The following is a 23,271-nucleotide window of genomic DNA, read 5'->3' as shown; positions in this document are numbered from 1 at the left end:
GTCTAGGAACATCCCCTCCGTCACCGTGACCGACACCACGATGCCCCGGCCTCCAAGGTAGCAACCTTGCCCTTTCGCGCAGGGCGGATCAACCCGCGCGGGTGGGTCCGGGGCCGGTGCGACAGCAGGGTTTTCGCTGGTCAGCAGCCAAGTTCCGGCGCGACACGGCGCTGGCGGACGGACGCGGCAAAACGGGCGGGGTCCCGCTGGCCGGGAGCGCACTCCGGGTCCGGGCGGTCACTCTCCGGCGCGATCTCCGGTTTCGGGCGGCAAAAAGCGGGCGCTACCCCTTGGTCACGCCCGCTTTTTCAGTGCCTGTCGCTCAGCCGATGCTTTCGACGACCGCCTCGGCGACGGCCTTCATCGTGGTGCGCCGGTCCATCGCGGTGCGCTGGATCCAGCGGAACGCGTCCGGCTCGGTGAGCCCCTGGCGGCTCATCAGCAGGCCCTTCGCCCGGTCGATGACCTTGCGGGTCTCGAGCCGGTCGGTGAGCCCGGCGACCTCGGCCTCGAGGGCCTGCAGCTCGGAGAACCGGCTGACGGCCAGCTCGATGGCGGGCACGAGGTCGCGTTTGGCGAACGGTTTCACCAGGTACGCCATGGTGCCCGCGTCACGGGCCCGTTCGACGAGGTCGCGCTGGCTGAACGCGGTGAGAATGACGACCGGCGCGATCCGGTCGCCGGTGATCCGCGCGGCCGCCTCGATGCCGTCGAGCTTCGGCATCTTGACGTCGAGGATCACGAGGTCCGGCTTGAGGTCGGTGGCCAGCGCGATGGCCTCCTCGCCGTCGCCGGCCTCGCCGACGACCTCGTAGCCCTCTTCGCGCAGCATTTCCACCAGGTCGAGCCGGATGAGCGCCTCGTCTTCCGCGACGAGCACCCGTCGCTGCGGCACGCCGGCGGCGGCGCCGTTCGACTCGGCAGCCTGTTCGGTCACCGGTGTCCTCCTGAAGGCTCGGCGGGACGTCTTCGACACGCGGTCACCCGCGAGAGCCCAGCGTACCGGGACCGATCCAGATCCCACGATGGCGTTCACCACGAAGTGGCGGGAGACACCCAGCCCCGGCCCCAAGTCGATCACCGCCGATCACCGTCGATCACCGGACCCGGTCGCCGGCCGGGAAGACGGATCCCGTAGAGTTTCCGGTACTACGGCCCCGTAGCCCAACTGGCAGAGGCAACGGATTCAAAACCCGTCCAGTGTGAGTTCGAATCTCACCGGGGCTACTCGACTTTCCTTTGTTCTCCCGCTTCAGCGGGTTAGCGCCGCGACCGTGCGGCGCGCTTGCCCGACATTTACCGCAGGTCAACGGGAGTAGGTTCGCATCCCCGGTGACTTCGCCGGAAGCTCCGGGCGCGTCGCCGCGATGATCAGCCTGTCGCGTCAGCCGTGGCGTGCTTCCTTCAGTCGCAGGAGGAGACTTCTGGAGGAGCACGGATGCTCGGGCTTTCTGTTTCAGGCTGGAGCTTGTCGCGCCTTCGTCATTCGGGGAAGCGCTCCGCGAGCCATTCGCCGATCTCCGCCGCCGCGAGGCCGGCACCGGGGCGGAGCGGGCCGCCGAAGTGGGTTCCGGCTACGCGCGGATGGTCGACGTCGTGGGTTCCCAGTGCAGCGACCATCGCCTTCGCGTCGGCCGGGAAACAGGCCGCGTCGCCGGCGAGTTCCACGAACAGCGATGGGGTCCGCACGCCGGAAGCGCAGCGCAGGAAATCGGCGTTGGGCGCGTCCTGAAGGAAAACGACGCTGGCAGGTTTCCGCGAGCACATCAGCGACCAGCGGGGGTCGGCGACGGCACTCCGTCTGGCAACTGAGGCGCGGACGTTTTCTCCTCCCCCTGGAACGCCGCACACCGATGCGGCATCGGGCTCCACCGTGCCAGCACGGGCCGCCGGTTGTCGTTCTGTCTCCCGGAACGGCCTGGTTCATCGCGCGGCGGATGCCGCGAGCCGGGGGCAGAACCTTGTCGACGACCAGCCGCGGGCTTCGCCTGCCGATGGCGGGCGGGACTCACCGCAAGGCGAGCGGCAAAACGGTCGCAGACGCTGGTTCGCATGTCTTCGCGTCTGCTGCGTTCGCCTGGCCTCGTTGCCGGTCAAGCCGTTACGGCTCGGTGCCACCGAGGCCTGCCGGGCAACCACGTAGCCGCGGCGTCCGGTCATCGCCGGCCGGCGATTCGCCTGCCTTGTCCACCGGACCGTCCGCCGGCTCGCGCGAAGATCCGCCGCACCTCGGCGTCGCAGATTCGAATATTCCTGAATATATTTCCGGGGAATTCTGAGCGACATTTGTGCCGCACCTGTCGAGAACCGCCCGCGGCAAGGCGCGAAGATATATATTCGCGGGTTCCCGTGCGGCCGGAACACAACAGCGTGCCTGCGTTTTTCGCCGTCGCGTGAACTCCGGCCGTCGTTTTGCTCACCCGCGGAACAGTTTCGTCGCGTCAGGTGCGTGCCGGTGCGGCGCAAGGGGCTGTTGGTCACTGTTGTGTGGTGGTTCCGGCCTCTGCAAGTGATCACGGGTCTGCGGGAATGTGGAATCCAGCAGTCACGGCCATGCTGATCGCCGACGTGCCGGGACGGCTGGAAAACAAGCGCCTGCCGTGACCGACGCGGTTCTGACCACACAGGCCGCCACGCGGGCGCAGAAGGAGAAACCGTTCCATGACGCATTCCATGCGAGTACGAAAAAACACCGAAACCGGCCCGGTACATCGACCCCGCGCATCCCGCCGCCTGACGGTGCTGACGGTCTGCGGCGTGCTGGCCGCCGGGATGTCGGCGGTCACCGCCGTGCCCGCGCAAGCGACGTTTCCCGGCGGCAGCGGGAAGATCTTCTTCACCCGGTCCAGCACCATTTCCTCGATGAACCCCGACGGGACCGGGCTGGCCACGGTCGCCAGCGGGAACGGAGTCACCGCCCCGCGCGTCTCGGCGGACGGGACCAAGGTCGCGTTCGAGCGGCACGTCGGCAGCCCCGATTACCAGGTCTTCACGATGAACCCGGACGGCACCGGCGCCACCCAGGTCACCACCGGCGCCTCCGCCGACGGCCAGTCGCTGGCCTGGTCCCCCGACGGGACCAAACTCGCCTACCGCAACAGCGGAACGCTCACCGTCGTCAACGCCGACGGCACCGGCCCGGTCTCCCTCGGCGTCAGCGGCTTCCTGGCCAACTGGTCCCCCGACGGCACGAGAATCGCCTACAGCTCCCCAGCCGGGACCATCGACACCATCAAGCCCGACGGCACCGGACAGACCACGCTGATCAGCATCGCGGGACTGAGCCTGTCCGGCCCGAACTGGTCCCCCGACGGCACGAAAATCACCTTCACCGCGCTCAACCTCTCCCCGATCAGCGACCACATCCACACCGCCAACGCCGACGGGACCAACCAGGCCGACATCTCCGGGGCCAACAACACCGACACCAACTCCGTGTGGTCGCCCGACGGCGCCCTGATCCAGTTCATGGACAACGACGGCCTGCTGACCATGAACACCGACGGCACCAACCGGACCAGGATCTACTCCGGCATCGCCGGCAGCTTCCGGACCGGCGACTGGGCCGCGATCCCCTCCCCGAAACCCGCCGTCACCGCGGTCAACCCCGCCAGCGGACCGAAAACCGGCGGCACGGTCGTGACGATCACCGGCACCAACTTCACCGGCGCCACCGCCGTCGCCTTCGGCGCCACTCCGGCGACCTCGTTCACCGTGACCAGCGCCACCAGCATCACCGCCACCGCACCCGCGAGCACCACCGCCGGGCCGGTCGACGTCGCCGTCACCACCCCGACCGGCACCAGCACCACCAGCCCCGCCGACCAGTACACCTACACCTACGCGTTCACCGGCTTCTTCCCGCCGGTCCAGAACCCGCCCGCGGTCAACCACCGCGAAGCAGGCAGCCACGTGCCGGTCAAATTCAGCCTCGGCGGCAACCAGGGACTCGCCATCTTCCCGACCGGATCACCGTCCAGCCAGCAATACGACTGCACCACCGGCGCGCTCATCGGCGGCCCCGCACCCACCACCGGAACCCTCGCCTACGACCCGGCCACCGACCGCTACCAGTACAACTGGACCACCGACCGGGCCTGGGACCGCACCTGCCGCCACCTCAACGTCACCCTCGCCGACGGCACCACCCACACCGCCGACTTCCGCTTCCACTGACCCGCGAATCACGCGGCCGCCGCTGCGAGGCCGACCGCGGAAGCCTGCTTGCACCCCGCCGACCCGCAGCACCGAGCCGGAACACCGTCCCGATCGGAACGACAACCCAAGGAGCCGCTCAATGTCCAGCCTCAGCCGCCGCACCCTCGTCCTGACCGCCGCCGTCCTCACCGGCGCCGCCGTGCTCACCAGCGGCGTCGCCAGTTCCGCGACCGAATCCGCCTCGCCAAGCTGCGGCGCCGCCACCCTGCGCGGCACCTACCTCTTCTCCGGCGACGGATGGACAATCACCGGCGCCACCGCCACCCCGCTCGCGTTCGCCGGTTCCGAACGCTTCGACGGAGCCGGCCACGTCCAGGGAGTCTCCAGCACCAACGCCAACGGAACACCCAGTTCGCACAACGCGTTCACCGGCGTCTACACCGTCGCCGCCGACTGCACCGGAACCCTCGTCATCGGCGGCAGCCTGCACTTCGACCTCTACCTCGACCCCTCCGGCGACAGCTTCGCCTACGTCCAAACCGACCCCGGCGCGGTCAGCGCCACCACCGAACACCGGGCCACCCGCACCTGACCCACCGGACACAGCGCACCGGCGCCCCGGCCACGCCCATGGCCCGGGGCGCTGCTCCGCGCCCGCCGCGCGAGTCCTGCCCGGCTGTCAGGCGGAGGGCGTGGGCGGGGTAAGGGGGTAGGCCAGGACGTCGGCTGGGTCGAGGACGTTGCGGGCGATGTTCTCGGCGATGGTGCTGAGTCGCTGGCCGTGGCTGCGGGCGTAGCGGCGCATGCGGTTGAACGCTTCGTCCATCGGGATCGATCCGGCTTGGGAGAGCACGCCTTTGGCCTGTTCGATGGCGATGCGGCTGGTGAGGGCGTGCTGGAGTTGTTCGGTGACGACCTCGCCGTGGCGGATGGTGCGTTCCTGGAGGATGCCGATGGTGGCGGTGTCGGCCAGCGCGCGGGCGATGTCCAGGTTTTCCGGGTTCACCGGTCCGTCGTCGTGGCCGAACAGGTTGAGCGCGCCGATGACCTGGCGGCGCAGCCGCAGCGGCACGGCCTGCACCGAGTGGAATCCTTCGGCGATCGCTTCGGTGGCGAACGCGGGCCACTGGCCGACGACGGCGTTCAGGTCCCGCACGACCACGACGTCGCCGGTGCGGTAGGCGTCCAGGCAGGGCCCCTGGTCGGTTTGGAGCTGGAACAGTTCCAGCAGGCGGGTGCTCTCGTCGGAGGAGGCGACGACCTGCAGCCCGCCGCGCAGGTCGGCCAGCATCAGCCCGGCGGCGGTCGCGCCGAGCAGCTCAACGCAGTGCTCGGCCAGGTTGTGCAGCAGTTCCACGACGTCGTAGTCGTCGACCAGGGTGTCGGCCATCTCGACGAAGGCACGCAGCACCCGCTGTTCGCGGGTCGGCACCGGGTCGGCGGGAGGCATGTCGCTCATCGCTCGCTCTCCTCTCTGAACCACGGTAGGGGTCTCGCGCGGGTGTTTCCAGGTCCGGCGCGCGTCAGGTGTCGATCTCGCGCAGATGCAGACGGCCGGTGACCAGGTCGTCGGCGACGTCCTGGAGCCGCTGGCCCGTGGCGAACGCGTAGCCCCGCAGCCGGGCGAGCGCCTGCTCGGGAGAGAGCCCGAACGCCGCGATCACGATGCCGGTGGCCTGGTGCACCGCCAGCCGGTCCTGGGTCAGGTCGGTGATCCAGGCTTCGCTGATCTCGCCGTCCGGGCCAGGGGCCGCGGCGGCCAGGAGAACGCTGGTGGCGATGTCGGCGATCTGCAGGGCGAGCGCCACCTCCGTCTCCGCGAGCCAGCCGGGCATGCGCCGGTACAAGTCCATCGCCCCGATCCGGGCCGCGCCGCGCCAGAGCGGGAACGCGAAAACCGCGCCGACCTGATGGTCGTCGATCTGCGCGGCGAAGACCGGCCACGACAGGCTCACATGCTTCGGCAGGTCGGGCACCAGCACGGGCATGCCTGTCGTGAACGCCTCGAAGCACGGGCCCTCGCCGAGGCTGAACTGCAGGTCCTCGATCCGCTCGACCACCGCGTCGCTGGCATAGACCTGTTGCCGATGCCCGGTGTCCTGCATGATCGAGACCGACGCGCCGTCCGCCGGCAGCAACGACACACACGCTTCGCACAACCGCTTCACCGTGCTCACCGCGTCGCTGCTCTCGCGCATCGCCGCCAGCGTCTCCGACAGCAACCGCGGTATCGGGTCGAAAGCATCGCCGGACCTGGCCACCGCAGGTCACCGCCTTCCGTTGCGGAACGCTCAACTTCCCAGCAGCAACGGGGATGACAGACCCAAGTCAGACACGCAACCACAAGGCACTCGCCTACCCCGCCAGCGTAGCCCTCCGGCCGCCGTCGACCAGGCCGTCGCGCGACTGAATTTCACGCCGCGACCAGTTGCTTGCTGAGTGGCGGACGCAGGGTCCCGCCGAGGGCAGCAACGCGAGGGGAGACAGCCGCTCAGCAGGCCTCGTGCTTGACGGCGACAGGACCGGTACTCGCCAGTCGGTTGTCCGCCGAACCTTCGGGGTACCGACCATCTGAGGTTCGAGCAGGCAGAAGAGGCCGCGGTCGGCACGAAGGCCAAACCCTTCGATGAATCCTCGCGCCACGTTCGGAAAGCGCCGCGCACGACTCGCTCCGCGCTGTTCTCGAACGCCGGTCTTTCGGCGATCCCGTCAAGGCGACCCGCGTCTTTCCGCTGGCGGAGGACTCGCCGGCCAAAGTTGCGCGTCCCCGCCACCCGATCCGGCTCCGCCCCCAGCGGCCTCCCTGCGCACAGGGTGCCACAGGGTTGACCGGCGCCGGTCGGAAGAACTTCGAGCGGGGCTTCGGCTCCTGCCGACGCTGGCGACCGACGTGCGCGACAGTTGATCCGAATGGCCGCTCGCCGCGCATCCAGCCACCCGCACAGGGATCGGTCGCGGCGCCCGGCGCAGCAGTCAGGAGGCGGGACGACGTGGTCGGCGCCTGGGTCGCGCCGGCTTCGTCACGAGCGACGGTGAGTTCAGCGATCAGCTTGTGCTCGGCGGCGATGGATGCGGGCCTCGCGCGAGTTCGCCGAGAACGCGATCGGCGAGTTCTTCGACCCCGGCAAGCTCGTCGCGGCCCGGGAAAAGGGCTTGTCCGAAAACGAAATCCGCCAGCATGCCCGCGCCGGGGACTATCGCCCGGAAAAGATTCCGGAAGTCCGCCGAGCGGCTCAGCCCGCTACCTCGCTCTGAGCGCGAGGGTGAATTCCAGCCGTCCCTGCAGGCTCGTCAGCGATTTTCCGGTCAGCGCCTCGATCCGCTGGATCCGGTACCGCAACGTGTTCACGTGGATGTGCACTTCGCTGGCGCACCGCGACCACGAGCAATCCGTTTCGAGAAAGGCTTCCAAGGTACGGACCAGCTCGCCGTGATGCGTGCTGTCGTAGGCGAGCAGGGGCCCGAGAAACCGGTCCCGGTACGCGGCAAGCACCTCGGCGGGGACCGCGGCGAGCAGCTGCTCGAACGAATCGATCTCCTGCGCGGCCACCACCCGCAGTGCGCCGGACTGCAGTTCCGCCAGTTTCCGCGCCCGACGCGCCTCTCCGAGTGCTGAAGGCAGTGCCTCCGGTCCGTTGGCGGCGCTGCTGATTCCGATGGCGAGCTGGCGCTGGTCGAGCCCGAGCGACATCAGCGGGGCGCGTGAGCGGATGTAGTCGGTCAACGCCCCGATGTCCTTGTGCAGCGGGATCACCGCGATGGCCTCGGTTCCGACGGCCGTCGCGTGCACAATGGACTGTGGCACGTCGGAGAACGGCACCAGCAGATCGACCATGACCGTGCGGGCGATCGCACCCGCGCTGGCTGGAGTCACCGCTCCGGCGACGACCGCGTACGGGCCGTCGTCGAGACCCATCCGCGCGAGTTGCCCGGCGAGTTCGCCTGGCGCGCCCGGGTTTCCCGCCAGCGTGTCCGCGACGAGAAGCTCGAGCTGGGAGTTCTCCCGCCTGCGGACCTCCTCGCGGCGTTCGCGTTCCAGGCTCACCAGCGCGGCGAGTTCGGTCATCGATTCCCGCGTTCCGTCGCTCCACGTGCGATAGTCGCCTTCGCACGCGAGGAACCAGCCGATCACCCGCGGCCGGATGTCGTCGCCTACCGGGAAGAGCGAGAAATCCGCGGTCCGCCCGCCGCTGCGGATGCGCGTCCGGTGCGGGAATTCCCTGGCGGTAAGGAATTCTCTCGCCAGAGTTTCGCCTTCCGCGCCTTGCGGATGCGACGGCGCGATCGCCGGGACCCGGCCGGTGGCGGTGAGCAGCCAGAACGGCACGTCCGGGTCGTCGGCGGACAGCGCCAGCAGCGCGTCCAGTCCCCCGTGCCTGCTGACCGAGGTGACGAGTTTCCGGCGGCGGCGCAGCAATTCCGCGAGGTCGTCCTGGCGGTCGCCGATCAGCGCCTGGTGCACGCTCCCGGACACGTGCGAGAACGACACGCCCTGCGGGATTTCCACGAGCGGGACGTCGTGCTTCACGCACGCCCGCACCAGATCCGCGGGCACCCCGCCGTACGCGGCTTCCCCCGCCGCGAGGCAGGCCACGTCGCTTTCCGCGAGCGCCGCCACGAACGCGTCGGAATCCTCGGGGCCGCGCCTCCACATCAGACCGGTCAGCACGAGTTCGCCGCCGGACAGGTAGCCGCGCGGATCGAGCACGTCCGAGGTGAGCACCCAGCGGATCCGCCGGTCGAGGTGCGTTTCCCCGGCCAGGCAGCGCAACCGGAGACCAGGCAGCCGCAGAACCTCGCGAATGCGCATTTCTCGCCCGCTTTCCCGTACCCCGGCACTGCCGCGATCCGCTGGAGAAATCTACGAGACCAGCGTCGCGGGCACTGCCTGAGCTTCGTGTCCGACCACATTGTGCCTGTCCGGCCCGTGAACGTTAACTGAACGCCTCGCGGGCAGCAGCTCGCGACAGCGCGAAAGGCAGCGCCCATGATGGAAGCCCCGTCCCTCCTCGTGCGGGACTGCACCCTGGTCAACGTGTGGTCGGGCGAGATCTACCCGACCGACGTCGCCGTACGCGGAAACCGGATCGTTTCGGTGACCAAAGGCGAATTCCGCGAGGCGGAGCGGGTGATCGACGCCGGCGGCCGGTTCGTCGTCCCCGGCCTGATCGACCCGCACATGCACCTCGACACGACGTCGCTCAGCCCCGGCGAACTGGCCAGGGTCGTCGTGCCGCTCGGGTGCACGACCGTTTTCGTCGACACCACCAACATCATCACCACCGGCGGCCCGGACGGCGTGCGGAGCGTGATCGACCAGTTCGCCGGGCTGCCGCTCCGCGCGTACTTCGCCATGCCGTCCTATTCGCCGGTGGACCCGGAGCGCGAAACCGTGGCGTACGAGATGGATTCCGCCGATCTCGACCGCATGCTGGCGTGGCCCGAGTCGGTCAGCATCGGCGAGACCATCTCGGCCAAAATCCTCTCCGCCGACCCGGACTACCTCGAACGGCTGGCACTGTGCCTCTCCCGCGGGCTGCGCGTGTCCGGCCATGGAGGAGACCTGCCGCCGGAGGTGGAATCGGCTTTCGACGCCTACGTGACCGCCGGGGTCCGCGACGACCACTGCGTCACCAAGCCCGCCGACATCAGGCCGCGGTTGCGACGCGGGGTCGCGATGTTCGCGGTCGAATCCGCCGGACGGGAAAACCTCACCAACGGGCTGGTCGATTTCGTCCGGGACCACCGGATCCCGACCCGGCATCTGCATTTCTGCATCGACAACATCACCGTCACCAGCATGGTCGGCCGCGGTTTCGGCTACCTCGACCGCTCGGTGCGGGTCGCGGTCAACGGCGGCATATCCCCCGTCGAGGCGCTGCGCATGGGCACGCTCAACACCGCGCAGCACTACCGGCTCGCACACCTGCTCGGCAGCGTTTCCCCGGGCCGGTTGGCCGATTTCTCCCTGGTCCACGACCTCGGCGAATTCCGTCCGGACCTGGTGGTCGCCGACGGCAAAGTGGCCGCGGTGGACGGAGTGCTCGTCGCGGAGGTGCCCGAACCCGAATTCCCCGCCTCCTATCGCACGACCGTCCGGCTGCACCCGGCGCTCGACGCGAAACGCCTCGCCGTTCCCGGCCCCGACGGCGCGAGCACGGCGAAAGTCCGCGTCATCCACGCCAGCGACCAGGACGCGGCGTTCAACCGCGCCGAGACCGCCGAACTCCCGGTGGCCGCCGGTCTCGTCCAGCCGGACGTCGCGGCGGACGTCCTCAAGTTCTGCATGGTCGAGCGGTACGGCCGCAACGGCAACGCGACAGTGGCGTTCATCCGCGGGTTCGGTCTCACGTCCGGCGCGATCGCCAGCTCGGTTTCCGGCCCCTCCAACAACATCGTGTGCGCCGGGACCGACGACGCCGACATGTGGACCGCGATCCGCCGCGTGGCGGAAATGCAGGGCGGCTACGTCGTGGTCCGCGACGGCGAGGTGCTCGCCGACGTGCCGCTGCCGGTCGGCGGCATCATCTCCGAACTCCCCTACGAACAGGTCGTCGCCGCCGTCGGGCGGCTGGAGCAGGTCGCGCGGGACGCGCTCGGCTGCGTGCTGACCAACCCGGTCCGCGCGCTGGCGGGCACCGTGCTGCACACGCTTCCCGCGTACGGCATGACCGACCGCGGCCTCGTCGAGGTCTCGACCCGCGAGTTCGTCCCTGTCGTCCTGGAGCACGAGGAGGTGGCCCGATGACGGACGCGATCCGCGACCGGGTCCGCACCATGACCCGCGAGATCGAAACCGCGCGCGGACAGCACCGAGCGGACCTTGTCCTGCGCGACTGTCAGGTGATCTCCCCGTACAGCAACGAAATCCATCCCGCGGACATCGTGGTGCTCGGCAGGCGGATCGTCGCCGTGCGACCGGACTTCGACGGCCCGGCCGCCCGGGAAGAGGACTGCGCGGGCCTGTTCGCCGCGCCCGGTCTGGTCGAACCGCACCTGCTGCCCGACCAAGGCTTGACGTGGGCGGAGGTCGGCTGGAACGCGGTCCGCACCGGCACGACCGCGGTGGTCACCCCGGAACTCGGCCCCGCCGACGGCATCGCCCGTTTCGATCTGCCGTGCCGGCTTTTCGAAGCGACCGGACACGGCCTGACGCAACGCAGCGGCCCGTCCGCGGATTCCGACGAGAACAGCGTGCAGTCCGCCGCGACCGCGCACGGGCTGGGCATGGCCCGCGTTCCGGGCGGCTCCGTGCGCTCCGCCCTGCGCATGGGCCGGACCGTGCTGATCCCGGACCGCGACGCCGAGGGAGCGGAAGTCCTCGCCGGGATCGCCGACGGGACCCTCGACGCGCGGCATCTCTGCCTGGGCACCGGATCCGGGCGAGTGCTGCCGGAAGTCGCCCACGCGCTGGCGGCGGGCATCTCCGCGCCGACAGCCCTGCAGCTCGGCAGTCTCAACGCGGCCACCCACTACGGGCTCGACCACCTCCTCGGCAGCATCGCCCCGGGCCGCTGGGCCGATTTCTTCCTCACCGAAGACCTCGGCGCCGTTCCGGCGCGGGTCTACGTCGGCGGGGTGCTGGTCGCGGAGAACGGGAACCGGCCATGACCACCGCGCCGGAAACTGTCCTGTCGGTGCGCGGGCTCACCGTCGAACTCCGCGGCAACGCGGGCTCGCTCAGGCCGGTCGACGACGTTTCTTTCGACCTGGCAAAGGGTTCCGTGCTGGGCGTGCTCGGCGAATCCGGCTGCGGAAAGTCGATGCTGCTGCGCACCTTGATGGGCATCGAGCCGCCGCTCGCCGCGGTGTCCGGCGAGGTGTGGACCCGCGGCCGCAATCTCGTCGCGATGTCGCCGCGCGAACGAGCCGAGACGCGCGGCTCGTGGATCTCGATGGTGTTCCAGAACCCGATGACCGCGCTGGACCCGGTGTACACAGTGGAGCGACAGCTCGTCGAACCGCTGCGCCGGCATTCCGGGATGGACCGGCGCGCGGCGCGCACCCGGGCGCTGGAACTGCTGGAGCTGGTCCAGATCACCGATCCGAAACGGCGGCTCAAGGCTTACCCGTTCGAGCTCAGCGGCGGGATGCGGCAGCGGGTCGCGATCGCGGCCGCGCTGGCCTGCGGCGCGAGCGTGCTGCTCGCCGACGAGCCGACGACCGCGCTCGACGTCACCGTGCAGGCGCGGATCCTCGCGCTGCTGAACGACGTCCGCGCCGAACTCGGGACGAGCACCGTCATCGTCACCCACGACGTCGGCGTCACCGCGGAACTCGCCGACGAGGTGCTCGTCCTCTACGCCGGGCGCACCATCGAATCCGGCACCTGCCGCGAAGTCCTCAAGAACCCCCGGCACCCCTACACGATCGGGCTGCTGGACGCGAACGTCCGGGGCGGGCAACGCACCCGCCCCGCGGCCATCCCGGGTGCGCCGCCGAACCTGGCGCTGCTGCCCTCCGGGTGTTCTTTCGCACCCCGCTGTCGCCACGCCGCGGCGCTCTGCCGCGCCGACGACCCGCCCGTGCGGCGGTTCACCCACAGCCACACCGCCCGATGTGTCCACGCGGGCGCATCCGCGGCTCAAGGAGAGTGAGATCATGCCGCATCCCGTGCGGAGCAAGATCTTGGCCGGAGCGAGCGTGCTGACGCTCGCCGCGTGCAGTGCCGGCGGCAGCACCCGCGGCGCGGACGACGCCGCCCGCGACCGCGGCGGAGCCGGCGGCACGCTGAGCGTCGCCATCAACTCCGCCACCGTGCCCATCCCCGACTCCCCCGCGACCCAGGGCGCCGAGGGCATCCGCTGGGTCAGCGGCCAGATCTACGACGCCCTCACCGCGTTCGACCTCGACCAAGCCGACACGGCACCCACCCCGCATCCCTCGCTGGCTGCGAGCTGGACCGTCTCGCCCGACAAACGGACCTGGACCTTCCGGCTCAAGACCGGCGTGAAGTTCCACGACGGCACCGCTTTCGACTCGTCGGCGGTCCTTTTCGAACTCGACCGGCTCACCAAGCCGGGCTCCCCGTTCTTCAGCGAATCCCTCAGCACCGCCGCGAAGTTCCAGACCCAGACCATCGCGTCCTACCGCGCTCCGGACCCGGCGACGGTGGAGATCACCACGCGCCAGCCGGATTCCCTGCTGCTGTGGGATCTCGCCGGGATCTACTTCCCCAGTCCGGCCGCGGTCCGCAAGTACGGCAATCGCGACTACCCCGGGCACGCCACCGGAACCGGCCCGTTCAAGGTCCGTTCGTACACTCAGGACACGCTGGACCTGGTGGCCAACAAGGACTACTGGCAAGGACCGCCCAAACTGGACGGTCTGCGGATCCGCGCGATGGCCGATCCGTCGAGCCGGCTCGCCGCGCTGGAAGCGGGCGACGTCAACTGGATCGAGACGCCGCCGCCGGACGCCGTGCCGCGGCTGAAGTCCCAAGGCGACGCGATCCGGACGCATCCGTACCCGCACACCATGGTGCTGTACCTGAATCTCGCCAAAGCGCCGTTCACCGATCCGAAGGTGCGCGAAGCACTGCAGTACGCGATCGACCGCAAGAGCCTGTGCAGCGGCCTGCTCGACGGTCTGTGCCTGCCCGCGAGCCAAGCCGCCTACGAGGGAAACCCGTGGTACGACAAGTCTCTCGGCGAGAAGTACCACTACGACCCGGCCAAGGCCAAGGCGCTGCTGCGCGAAGCGGGCCACAGCAGCGGGCTGAGCATCAAGGTCGCCATTCCCACCGGCGGCTCGGGCACGATGTGGCCGCAGCCGATGACCCAGGTGCTGCAGGCGAATCTCAAGGACGTCGGCATCGACATGCAGCTCGTCCCGCTGGAGTCGAACCTGCTGCTGACCATCGGCCGCGCCGGGTTCACCGGGCCGAACCAGCAGTACGACGCGCTGTACAACTCGATGTCCTGGGCCGCGCCGTTCCTCGCCGACCGGTTCTCCTCCGACCGCGTCCCGCCCGCCGGCTGCTGCAACGTGATGGGCTACCGCAACCCGGCGGTCGATCAGGCATTCGCCGCCGTGTCCGCCGAATTCGACCCAGCCAAACAGGCCGCGCTGATGGCGAAAGCACTCGGCCTCGCCGCCGCGGACTCGCCGATGACGTTCGTGGTGCACGATCTCGACCTGCAGGCCCTCGCCCCGTCCGTGCGCGGCTTCGTCCAGCCGCAGTCCTGGTACTTCGACGTCCGCAACGTCTGGGTCAAACCGGCCTAGCCGCATCCGGGAAGCGGAGAAACCGATGCTCGTCCTCCTCGTCAAACGCCTGGCCTTGGCCGTCCCGGCCCTGTTCGGCGTGTCCCTCGTCAGTTTCCTGCTGCTCAACGTCCTCCCCGGCGACCCGCTCGCCGGAGTGGTCGGCCCCGGCTCGACCCAGGCCGAACGGGACGCGCTGGCCCACCAGCTCGGGCTGGACCGGTCGCTTCCCGGGCAATACCTGGTGTGGCTCAAGGGCGTGTTCCACGGCGACCTCGGGTTCTCGCTGCCCCGCGGCCGCCCGGTGGCCGAGCTGATCTCGACCGCCTTCCCCGCCACGATGATCCTCGCCGCGGCCGCCGCTGTGCTCGGGCTGGGCATCGGGATCCTGCTCGGCAGCCTCGCCGCGCGCAGCGCCCACCGCTGGCCCGACCGGGTCGTCTCCAGCGGCGCGGTGCTCGGCCTGAGCGTGCCGAACTACTGGGCGTCGATCCTGCTGATCATCCTGTTCAGCAGCACGCTCGGCTGGTTCCCGCCGAGCGGGATGCACGGCGCGGCAGGCGGATTCGCCGACCTCGTGCAGCATCTGGTGCTGCCGGCGCTCGCCGCGTCCTGCGTCACGGCCGGGCTGAGCGCGAAGATGACCCGCGCCAGTCTCCTGGAGAAACTCGGCGAGGACTTCGTGCAGACGCTGCGCGCCCAGGGCGTGCGGAACTGGCGGATCCTCGTGCACGTCGCGAAAAACGCCGCGCCGCCGATCCTCGCGGTCAGCGGCCTGCAGATCGGCTATCTGCTCGGCGGCTCGGTCCTGGTGGAGACGATCTTCAACTGGCCGGGCCTCGGACAGCTGATGTACCACGCGATCGCCGAGCGCGACCTGCGCGTGGTGCAGGGCTCGGTCCTGGTCATCGCGGTGACGTTCGTGGTGATCACGCTCGTCGTCGACCTGCTGCAGTTCGCCTTCAACCCGCGCCTGCGGAGAGGAGTCCGGTCATGAGCCACAGTCATTCCGGGGCAACGGCTTCCCTTCGCGTCCCGGACAGCGACGGCCCCCAGGTCGCGGCGGTGCGCCGGTCGGCCGAGATCGCCCGCCGCCTCCGCCGGGACCCGGTCGCGATGGTCGCGGTGACGGTGCTCGTGCTGCTGGTGCTGTCCGCGGTCCTCGCGCCGTGGATCACCGGCTACGACCCGGACGCGGTCACCGTGACGGACCGCCTCCGTCCGCTCGGGACACCCGGGCACCTGCTCGGCACCGACGAATTGGGCCGGGACATGCTCACCCGGCTGCTCTATGGCGGGCGGCTTTCGCTGGCCACCGGGATCGTCCCGGTCGCGGTGGCGGCGGTCGCCGGAACCCTGCTCGGCGCGTTCATCGCCTACGTCGGCGGCACCGTCGGCGCGGCGCTCGGCCGCGTGCTCGACATGTCGTACGCGTTCCCCGCGATCCTCATCGGCATCGCGGTGACCGCGTCGCTCGGCCCCGGCGTCGTGAACTCGCTTCTCGCGTTGAGCCTCGCGTTCGTCCCGCCGGTCGCCCGCGTCGCCGAATCCGCGACCCGGCAGGTCATGGTCGAGGAATACCTCGAAGCCGCCCGGCTCAGCGGTGCGCGCTGGTGGCAAGTGCTGCTGCACCACGTGCTGCCGACGATCGCCGGCCCGGTGTTCGTCTACGCGGCGAGCCTGGTCGGGCTGAGCATCAGCGTCGGGGCCGGGCTGAGTTTCCTCGGGCTCGGCGCGCCGCCGCCGACCGCCGAATGGGGCGCGATGCTCAACAGCCTCCGCGACGCGCTCTACACCGTGCCCGTGGTCGTCGCGCTGCCCGGCCTGTTCATCTTCCTGGCCTCAGCCGGGTTCAACATCCTGAGCGACAGCTTCCGCGACGCTCTCGACGTGCGGAGGTGACTGCCCGTGCCCACCACCCTCATGCTGGCCGATTCCCTCGTCAAACGGTTCCCGATCAAGAACGGGCTCTTCGGCCGCGACGCGATCACCGCGGTATCCGACGTTTCGCTGTACGTCAACGAGGGCGAAACCCTCGGCGTCGTCGGCGAATCCGGGTCCGGCAAATCGACACTCGGCCGGATGCTCGTCGGCCTGCTGAAGCCCGACCGGGGCACAGTCCGGATCGAGGGCAGGGACCTGCGCGAACTGGGCCGCCGCGAACGGCCCCAAGCCGTGCAGATGGTGTTCCAGGACCCGTATTCCTCGCTCAACCCGCGGATGACGATCGAGGCGAACATCGGGTACCCGCTGCGCATCCAAGGCGCGCCGCGAGCACGGATCCGGGCGCACACGGCCGACCTGCTGGTGCGGGTCGGGCTGCACCCGAACCACGGTTCGCATTACCCGCATCAGCTCAGCGGCGGACAGCTGCAGCGGGTCAACATCGCGCGGGCGCTCAGCCTGCGGCCGAAGCTGATCGTCTGCGACGAGGCGGTGTCCGCGCTCGACAAGTCGGTGCAGGCGCAGATTCTCAACCTGCTCAAGGACCTGCAAGACGAACTCGGGCTGACGTACGTGTTCATCAGCCACGACCTCAACGTCGTCGAGTACATGAGCGACCACGTCCTCGTGATGTACCACGGCGAGGTCGTGGAATCCTGCCCGGCCGAACAGCTCTACGCGAACCCGCGGCACGAATACAGCCGGCTGCTCCTGTCCTCCATTCCCAGCCTCGACCCCGACGCCCGCACCCTCGACCGCACCCGACAGACAGGATGACGCACCTGATGTACGACCTGCTGGTCCGCGACGCGGACCTCCTCGTGACCATGGACGGCGACGACGTCCCCGGCGGCTGGATCGCCGTGTCCGGCGGAACCGTCGCCGCGATCGGCGGCCCGGGAGCGGAGCCCGCGGCGGCGAAGACGTTGTCCGCCAAGGGAAGCCTCGTGACCCCGGGCCTGGTCAACACCCACCAGCACCTGTTCCAGAATCTCACCCGGGGCAACGCTGCCGCGATGAACGTCGACCTGTTCGACTGGCTCAAGGCCCTCTATCCGATGTGGGCCGGCTTGGACGAGGAAGCCGTCGAAGTGTCCACCTACGTCGGTCTCGCCGAACTCGCCCTCGGCGGCTGCACGACGTCGATGGACATGCTGTACGTCCACACCGGACCGAACTTCATCGACGCCCAGGTGCGCGCGGCACAAGAAGTCGGCATCAGGTTCCACGCGACCCGCGGCTCGATGTGCCTGTCCCAAAAGGACGGTGGACTCGCCCCGGATTCCGTGGTGCAGACACCGGACGAGATCCTCGCCGATTCGGAACGCCTGGTCGACAAGTATCACGACCGCACACCGGGCGCGATGGTCCAAATCGGACTCGCGCCGTGCGCACTCGCTCTCGTGACGCCCGAACTGATGCGAGACACCGCAGAACTGGCCGAACGACTCGACGTGCGGCTGCACACTCACCTGTCCGAAGTGCGGGCCGAAGACGAATACTGCGCGCGGGTGTTCGGGAAACGCCCGGTGGAGGTGTTCGAAGACGTCGGCTGGGGCACCGACCGGGCGTGGGTGGCGCACTGCGTCTTCCCGAACGCCGACGAAATCCGGCGGCTCGGGCAGTGGGGCACCGGCGTCGCGCACTGCCCGACCCCGACCCTGATGCGCGGAGCCGGGCCGACCCCCGTGCCGGAACTCCGCACAGCCGGTGTGCCGGTCGGAATCGGCTGCGACTCCTCGACCCACAGCGCCCACGCGAGCATGTGGCTGGAAGCGCACACCGCACTCGTCGCGCTCAAAGGCCGCAGCGGCGCAGGAGCGATCTCCGCCCGCGACGTGCTCGAAATGGCCACCACCGGATCCGCCGCCTGCCTCGGCCGCGCTGACCTCGGCCGCATCCGCGTCGGCGCGCCGGCAGACCTCGTCGTGTGGGAGCTCAACCCGGTCGCGTTCGCGGGCGCGCACTCGGATCTGGTCGAAGCCTGGCTCCGCTGCGGGCCGGTCCAGGCACGCCACACGATCGTCCAGGGCGCCCCGGTCGTGGAAAGCGGCGAACTCCGGCTGCCCCGGCTGGACGACATGCTCGCCCGGCACCGCCGGATCTCCCGCCGGTTGCAGGGACTGGCGGGATAACCCGAACCCCGGGCCGCCGAGCAGGCCGGTGCTCGGCGGCCCGGCCTCACCCGCCCAGCGGCGGTCGCCGGCCCGACGCCTTCCGCACGCCCGCGAGCCTCGCCGGAGATCCGCGTCCGGCACCGGTCCGGGCCAAGAAGGTTTCTCGACACCTCCAGCGCGGATCACCCAGATGCTCAGCCTGACAACTCGCCGCTCACTCACTGCACCGAAGCAAGGAACAGCCGCATCGCCGGGGCCGTTTGCTGAAATCCGTGAGGGGAACCCTGAGGGACTCAGAGTCCCTCAGGGTTCCCCTCACGGACGCCTGGCCCCGCCCAGATCCTTCGGCCTGGGCAAACCGCACCCGCGGCGCCGCCCGTGCCCGCGCTGACGGAAACGCGGCATTGGTTCCGGGCCAGCCGCTCGAGAAGCTCCCGATTGGCCGGCAATCGATTCGTCAGGTCGAGGCACCGCTGTTCGACAACATCCGGAGTCGGCGAGACGGACCGGCCCCTACCCGATTCCGGACACTTCCCCGGCGGTGCCGGTCCGCGCGGCCGACCGGGACAGCACCCGGGGCGCCGTCTCCCGCAGACCGAGGCTGAGCAGCACGACGAGCACCGCGCTCGCCGCCGCGATGACCATCGCCGCTTGCAGGCCCCACCTGTCCGAGGCCCACCCGGCGAGCAGGGGGCCGAAGGCGCCGCCGAGCAGTTCGCCCGCACCCATCGTCACCCCGACCACGGTGGCCAGGGCTCCCGGCGGGACAGACTCCGCGGGGATGACCGCCATGAACAGCGTGAAGCAGCCGACACCGGTGTAGGTCAGCATCATCGCCGCTCCGAGAAGCCACGCGTTGTCCACGAACATGATGGCCAACGGGCAGCAGACGGCCAGGACGGTGAAGCCGGCCAGCGCGGGCTTGCGGCCGATCCGGTCCGAGATGGCGGGCGTGACGACACCCCACACCATCCAGGCCACGCCGAGGCACGTCATCACCGTCCCCATCGTCCCCGGGGTGAGCCCCTTGATCTTCAGCAGATACAGCGGGGTGAACGTGACGATCGTGGAAAACCAGGTGAGGTAGCAAACCGCGATCAGGACGCACAGCACCACGTTGCGCGAGCCCAGGGCACGGCGGAGCGGTACTTTCGGCTTCGCCGCCGGTCGGGTCGCCGGGAGCAGCGGGCGTTCGCGGACGATCACCGTCAGCGCGGCCGCGATCAGCAAGCCCGGCAGCAGGGTCAGGAAGAACGACCAGCGCCAGCCGAGGGACTCGGCGAGCCGGATGAAGGCGAACGGCGCGGCGATGCCGCCGAGCAATCCCGCCGAAGCCCCCTGGACCAGACCCATGTTCAGGCCGCGCCGCTTCGGCCGGGACGCCTGGTTCATCAGCGATTGCGACAACGGGATCACGCCGCCCTCGGCCGCGCCCATGAGCGCCCGCGCGATGAGCAGGCCGGCGAAACCCGTTGCCAGCCCGGAGACCGCGGAGATCAGGGAGAAGAGCACCACGGCCGCGACCAGCAGCGGCTTGCGGCGTCCGAGCCGGTCCGAGAGGGCGCCCATCAGGATGCCTGACACCGCCCAGGCAAAGGACAGCGCGCCCGCGGCCAGGCCGAGCTGTGCCGACGACAGCCCGAAGTCGGCATTGATGTAGGGCGCGAGGAACGCCAAGGCCTGTCTGTCGAAGAGGACGAACCCGACCCCCAGGAACAGGACGACAAGCAGGCGCCGCTCGTAGCGGTGCGCGTCGGAGCGGGATCCGCCGGGCGTCCTCACGCCGCCCCCGCACCGGCGAGGCACCGCGACTGACGCTGCTGCTGCTTGGCAAGCGAGGGGATCTCGAAATACTCGGGCATCGTTGCCCTGCCTTCCGTCGGGAATCGAATCGGCGTCCGTGCATTCGGTGACCGCGAGGGCCGGGCGCGTGAGTGTCACGGCAGCGGCCGGGATTCCTCGGCCGCTGCCGTACTAGCGGCCGCTACAGCCGGGTGGCCGACCCGCGTTCCAGGCGGCGCACAACACCGCCGCCGACCGCGTTGCTCAGCATCCCGACGTATTTCGCGGGGTCGAGCGTTTCGCCTTCGTGGATCGGGATGGCGACGCGAGGCGCGACCCGCCGCACGTAGTCGATGGACTCGGCGATCTTGAGCCACGGTCCGTCGATCGCCACGGCGAGCACTCCGACCTCCACCGCGGGCTCGTGAAACGAGTCCCCGGGATGGAAGAACGCGCCGCCGTCGATCAGGTAGCCGAGGTTGGCGCAGCTCGGAATCGTTTCGTGCACTGGGGCGTGGCGGCCGCCGACGACGTCGACGACGGTGTCCCCGAATTTCAGTGTCCGGCCCGGTTCGGCCGAGCGATGCTCCGGCAGGCCGGACATCGCCTCGCCGATGTCGGCGGGGGCCGCCAGCACTGCCCGGGGGCTCGTGGCCAGCACGGCACGGACCTTTTCCGGATCCACGTGATCGGGATGCTTGTGCGTGAGCAGGACCGCGTCGACGCTGTCGACGCCGTCGAGGTCGGACATGACGCCGGGATCGATGAGAAGCCGGGCGGACCCGGTGTCGACGAGCACGCAGGCGTGCCCGAGGTGAGTGATGTGCAAATGCCTCTCCTGCTCGGTCGGGACGGGAGCCGGGAACAACCGGGGTCAGGTGGTGGTGTGGCCGCCGTCGATGTCGAACACCGCGCCGGTGACGAAGGCCGAATCGCGGGCGAGAAGGTATTCGACGAGGCTGGCGATCTCGTCCGGATCGGCCCAGCGCTTGAACAACTGGCGGCCGGTGAGGACTTCCAGTCCGTGTTGCTTGTCCTCGAACGGGTCGAGGGCGGCCTGCCCCAGCGCGGTGTCGACCCCGCCGGGACAGATCGCGTTGCATCGGATGTTGTCGGGGGCGTACTCGGCGGCAACGCTGCGGCTCAGTCCGAGCACCGCGGACTTCGACGCGCAGTACACGCCCAGGTTCGGCAGTGCGACCCGGGCGCCGACCGACGAGATGTTGACGATCGAGCCGTACCGGGCCTTGGCCATCACCGGCAGGACCGCCTGCATCATCAGCAGATGGGTTTTCACGTTGACCGACATGACCCGGTCGAAATCCTCGGGCGTGGTGTCCCGCAACGATGTGGGCAGAGTAATGCCGGTCGCGTTGACCAGGCCGTCGATCCGGCCGAAGGTCTCGGCGGCCCTGGCGGCCAGTGCGGTCGGCACGCTCGGGTCCAAGCCGTCCCCGGCCTCGACGACCGGCTCGGGGCCGGCCTCGGCGACCTGGTCCGCGGTCTCTCGCAGCGCGGACTCGTTGACGTCGGTCAAGGCGAGGCGCACGCCGTGCCCGCCCAGGCGCACCGCGGTGGCCCGGCCGATGCCTCCCCCGGCTCCGGTCAACACGACCACATCCGAATTGCTATTGTTCGCGGCCACTGGGCATCTCCTGATTCGTAGTGACGGGAATGATTGTTTTCTTCGGCGGCGGACCATCCGTGCGGTGTCGTGGCACGAGGACGGTGAGAACCGCTGCCAGTACCGCTGGAATGGCGAAGGCGTAGAAACTCCAATTGGAGGAGAGCGAGCCCGCGTTGACCTGGGTGAGAACGTAACCGCCATAGGCGGGGCCGACGATCGCGCCGATTCTGCCGACGCCGAGTGCCCAGCCGAGCGCGGTCGCGCGAGCCTGCGGCGGATAGAGCCCGCCGATGAAGGCGTTGACCAGGGTTTGCGTGTTCGAGCCGTATCCGGCAAGCGCGCCGACGAGGAGCATCGGCGCGGTCGCGGGCTTGAAGATGAAGAGCAGGACCGCGACGGCCGCGACGCAGAACGAGCAGGCGATGACGAGTTTTTCGCCGACCCGGTCCGCCAGCGCGCCGGCGATGATGACGCCGACGACAGCGCCGATGTTGAACACCAGCAGGAAGGTCAGGGCCGATCCCATCGAGTAGCCCGCGTTGCGCATGAACTGCGGCAGCCAGGTGTTAAGCCCGTAGACCAGCAGCAGCCCGATGACGGAGATGACCCAGAGCAGCAGAGTCGTCGGCAGGCGGCGACCGCCCAGGATCGTTTTGCCCGTCTCGACGAGCCCGCGTTTCGAGCCGGCGGGCCGGGATTCCGTTGTCGGCTCGTACTCGGCGAGACCGAATCGCCGCGCGTAAGCCGCTGCCTCGTCGTGTCGGCCTTTCGCCGTGAGAAAGGCGATCGATTCGGGCAGCATCCGGATGGCGAGCGGCACGACGGTGATCAGGGGTGCGGCGCCGATGACGAACATGATCCGGAACCCGCCGACGGGCAGCAGTGCGAGCGCGAGGACCGCGGCGAGCATTCCGCCGATCGAATAGCCGGAGAACATCACCGCGTTGTTGAGCTGGCGACGCCGCGCGGGAGAGTACTCCGCGGTCAGCGCGATCGCGGTGGGGATCACTCCGCCCAGCCCCAGCCCGGTGACGAAGCGCAGCAGGGTGAAAAGCTCCGGATTGGGCGCCAGCGCGGTCAGCGGCATGGCGATCGAGAACCAGCCGAGGCAGCCGATCATCACCCGCCGCCGGCCGACGATGTCGGTGAGCGTGCCGACGACGAGCGCTCCGACCAGCGTCCCGACGAGGGCGAGGCTTCCGATGCGGCCGACGTCAGCCGGAGTCAGCGCCCACGGCCGGTACGCGAGCAGGTCGGGGACGACGGCTCCGTACACGATCAGGTCGTAACCGTCGAAGACGACGGTCAGGCAGCAGATCAGCAGGATCCATCGGGTGCTCCGCGTGGCCTCACGGCCCGTCGCGACGTTGCGAGCGGACATGGTTTCTTCCGTTCTCCTGGGGAATTCAGGACAATTCCGCGCCGTTTCCGGCCTCA

At 69.6% G+C, this 23,271-nt stretch carries 20 protein-coding genes and 1 tRNA gene; 12 read left to right on the top strand and 9 right to left on the bottom strand.

Features of this window, described 5'->3' with window-relative positions:
• Positions 1 to 322: 322 nt before the first annotated feature.
• Positions 323 to 937, bottom strand: a complete 615-nt coding sequence (locus ACFORO_RS05890) for an ANTAR domain-containing response regulator (RefSeq protein ID WP_009079762.1) — start codon at positions 935 to 937, stop codon at positions 323 to 325.
• A gap of 216 nt (positions 938 to 1,153) precedes the next feature.
• Between ACFORO_RS05890 and ACFORO_RS05885 the strand changes: the two genes are divergently transcribed.
• Positions 1,154 to 1,227, top strand: a tRNA-Leu gene (locus tag ACFORO_RS05885).
• A gap of 255 nt (positions 1,228 to 1,482) precedes the next feature.
• Here the strand turns inward: ACFORO_RS05885 and ACFORO_RS05880 are convergent.
• Entirely contained in the window at positions 1,483 to 1,689 is a 207-nt protein-coding gene (locus ACFORO_RS05880) for a hypothetical protein (RefSeq protein WP_377867699.1), read from the bottom strand.
• 972 nt (positions 1,690 to 2,661) lie between these two features.
• Here ACFORO_RS05880 and ACFORO_RS05875 point away from each other — a divergent pair.
• Complete coding sequence (locus ACFORO_RS05875) at positions 2,662 to 4,176, top strand: PxKF domain-containing protein (RefSeq protein ID WP_377867698.1); 1,515 nt, start codon at positions 2,662 to 2,664, stop codon at positions 4,174 to 4,176.
• 121 nt (positions 4,177 to 4,297) lie between these two features.
• The gene (locus ACFORO_RS05870; protein ID WP_377867697.1) at positions 4,298 to 4,750 is read left to right on the top strand and encodes a hypothetical protein; all 453 of its coding nucleotides are present in this window, start codon (positions 4,298 to 4,300) and stop codon (positions 4,748 to 4,750) included.
• An 87-nt stretch (positions 4,751 to 4,837) separates the two neighbouring features.
• On the opposite strand, the gene ACFORO_RS05865 is transcribed toward ACFORO_RS05870, so the two are convergent.
• Together ACFORO_RS05865 and ACFORO_RS05860 are read right to left on the bottom strand one after the other, a co-directional pair.
• Complete coding sequence (locus tag ACFORO_RS05865) at positions 4,838 to 5,617, bottom strand: GAF and ANTAR domain-containing protein (protein ID WP_377867696.1); 780 nt, start codon at positions 5,615 to 5,617, stop codon at positions 4,838 to 4,840.
• A gap of 64 nt (positions 5,618 to 5,681) precedes the next feature.
• On the bottom strand, positions 5,682 to 6,419 hold the full coding sequence (locus tag ACFORO_RS05860; protein ID WP_377867695.1) for a GAF and ANTAR domain-containing protein: 738 nt from the start codon (positions 6,417 to 6,419) through the stop codon (positions 5,682 to 5,684).
• Positions 6,420 to 7,227: 808 nt separating this feature from the next.
• Between ACFORO_RS05860 and ACFORO_RS05855 the strand changes: the two genes are divergently transcribed.
• Positions 7,228 to 7,413, top strand: a complete 186-nt coding sequence (locus ACFORO_RS05855) for a hypothetical protein (protein ID WP_377867694.1) — start codon at positions 7,228 to 7,230, stop codon at positions 7,411 to 7,413.
• Here ACFORO_RS05855 and ACFORO_RS05850 read toward each other — a convergent pair.
• Positions 7,400 to 8,968 carry a PucR family transcriptional regulator gene (locus tag ACFORO_RS05850; RefSeq protein WP_377867693.1) on the bottom strand — a complete coding sequence of 523 codons (1,569 nt, stop codon included), beginning with the start codon at positions 8,966 to 8,968 and terminating at the stop codon, positions 7,400 to 7,402. The genes ACFORO_RS05855 and ACFORO_RS05850 overlap by 14 nt on opposite strands.
• A 177-nt stretch (positions 8,969 to 9,145) precedes the next feature.
• On the opposite strand from ACFORO_RS05850, the gene ACFORO_RS05845 reads away from it, so the two are divergent.
• Genes ACFORO_RS05845 through ACFORO_RS05810 form a run of 8 tightly spaced genes read left to right on the top strand, consistent with a single transcriptional unit; the run spans position 9,146 to position 18,443 of the window.
• Entirely contained in the window at positions 9,146 to 10,906 is a 1,761-nt protein-coding gene (locus ACFORO_RS05845; protein ID WP_377867692.1) for an adenine deaminase C-terminal domain-containing protein, read from the top strand.
• Positions 10,903 to 11,769: an amidohydrolase family protein gene (locus ACFORO_RS05840; protein ID WP_377867691.1), complete on the top strand. Its 867-nt coding sequence runs from the start codon at positions 10,903 to 10,905 to the stop codon at positions 11,767 to 11,769. Before ACFORO_RS05845 ends, ACFORO_RS05840 begins: the two co-directional genes overlap by 4 nt.
• Entirely contained in the window at positions 11,766 to 12,755 is a 990-nt protein-coding gene (locus tag ACFORO_RS05835) for an ABC transporter ATP-binding protein (RefSeq protein ID WP_377867690.1), read from the top strand. Before ACFORO_RS05840 ends, ACFORO_RS05835 begins: the two co-directional genes overlap by 4 nt.
• Before the next feature lie 4 nt (positions 12,756 to 12,759).
• Positions 12,760 to 14,385, top strand: a complete 1,626-nt coding sequence (locus tag ACFORO_RS05830) for an ABC transporter substrate-binding protein (RefSeq protein WP_377867689.1) — start codon at positions 12,760 to 12,762, stop codon at positions 14,383 to 14,385.
• A gap of 25 nt (positions 14,386 to 14,410) precedes the next feature.
• On the top strand, positions 14,411 to 15,361 hold the full coding sequence (locus ACFORO_RS05825) for an ABC transporter permease (RefSeq protein ID WP_377867688.1): 951 nt from the start codon (positions 14,411 to 14,413) through the stop codon (positions 15,359 to 15,361).
• The gene (locus ACFORO_RS05820) at positions 15,358 to 16,266 is read left to right on the top strand and encodes an ABC transporter permease (protein WP_377867687.1); all 909 of its coding nucleotides are present in this window, start codon (positions 15,358 to 15,360) and stop codon (positions 16,264 to 16,266) included. The genes ACFORO_RS05825 and ACFORO_RS05820 overlap by 4 nt, the downstream gene beginning before the upstream one ends.
• Before the next feature lie 6 nt (positions 16,267 to 16,272).
• Complete coding sequence (locus ACFORO_RS05815; RefSeq protein WP_377867686.1) at positions 16,273 to 17,085, top strand: ATP-binding cassette domain-containing protein; 813 nt, start codon at positions 16,273 to 16,275, stop codon at positions 17,083 to 17,085.
• A complete protein-coding gene (locus ACFORO_RS05810; RefSeq protein WP_377867685.1) occupies positions 17,082 to 18,443 on the top strand; it encodes an amidohydrolase family protein in 1,362 nt (453 codons plus the stop codon). The genes ACFORO_RS05815 and ACFORO_RS05810 overlap by 4 nt, the downstream gene beginning before the upstream one ends.
• Before the next feature lie 495 nt (positions 18,444 to 18,938).
• Here ACFORO_RS05810 and ACFORO_RS05805 read toward each other — a convergent pair whose 3' ends face one another.
• The 4 genes from ACFORO_RS05805 to ACFORO_RS05790 form a co-directional block, all read right to left on the bottom strand.
• Positions 18,939 to 20,207 carry an MFS transporter gene (locus ACFORO_RS05805; RefSeq protein ID WP_377867684.1) on the bottom strand — a complete coding sequence of 423 codons (1,269 nt, stop codon included), beginning with the start codon at positions 20,205 to 20,207 and terminating at the stop codon, positions 18,939 to 18,941.
• 202 nt (positions 20,208 to 20,409) lie between these two features.
• Complete coding sequence (locus tag ACFORO_RS05800; protein ID WP_377867683.1) at positions 20,410 to 21,036, bottom strand: MBL fold metallo-hydrolase; 627 nt, start codon at positions 21,034 to 21,036, stop codon at positions 20,410 to 20,412.
• Between the two features lie 45 nt (positions 21,037 to 21,081).
• Positions 21,082 to 21,852: an SDR family NAD(P)-dependent oxidoreductase gene (locus ACFORO_RS05795; protein ID WP_377867682.1), complete on the bottom strand. Its 771-nt coding sequence runs from the start codon at positions 21,850 to 21,852 to the stop codon at positions 21,082 to 21,084.
• Positions 21,836 to 23,215: an MFS transporter gene (locus ACFORO_RS05790; RefSeq protein ID WP_377867681.1), complete on the bottom strand. Its 1,380-nt coding sequence runs from the start codon at positions 23,213 to 23,215 to the stop codon at positions 21,836 to 21,838. The genes ACFORO_RS05795 and ACFORO_RS05790 overlap by 17 nt, the downstream gene beginning before the upstream one ends.
• Positions 23,216 to 23,271 lie beyond the last annotated feature (56 nt).

This window comes from Amycolatopsis halotolerans, from assembly GCF_042647905.1.
Lineage (GTDB): Bacteria > Actinomycetota > Actinomycetes > Mycobacteriales > Pseudonocardiaceae > Amycolatopsis > Amycolatopsis halotolerans.
This window is presented reverse-complemented; position numbering and strand designations above follow the sequence as displayed.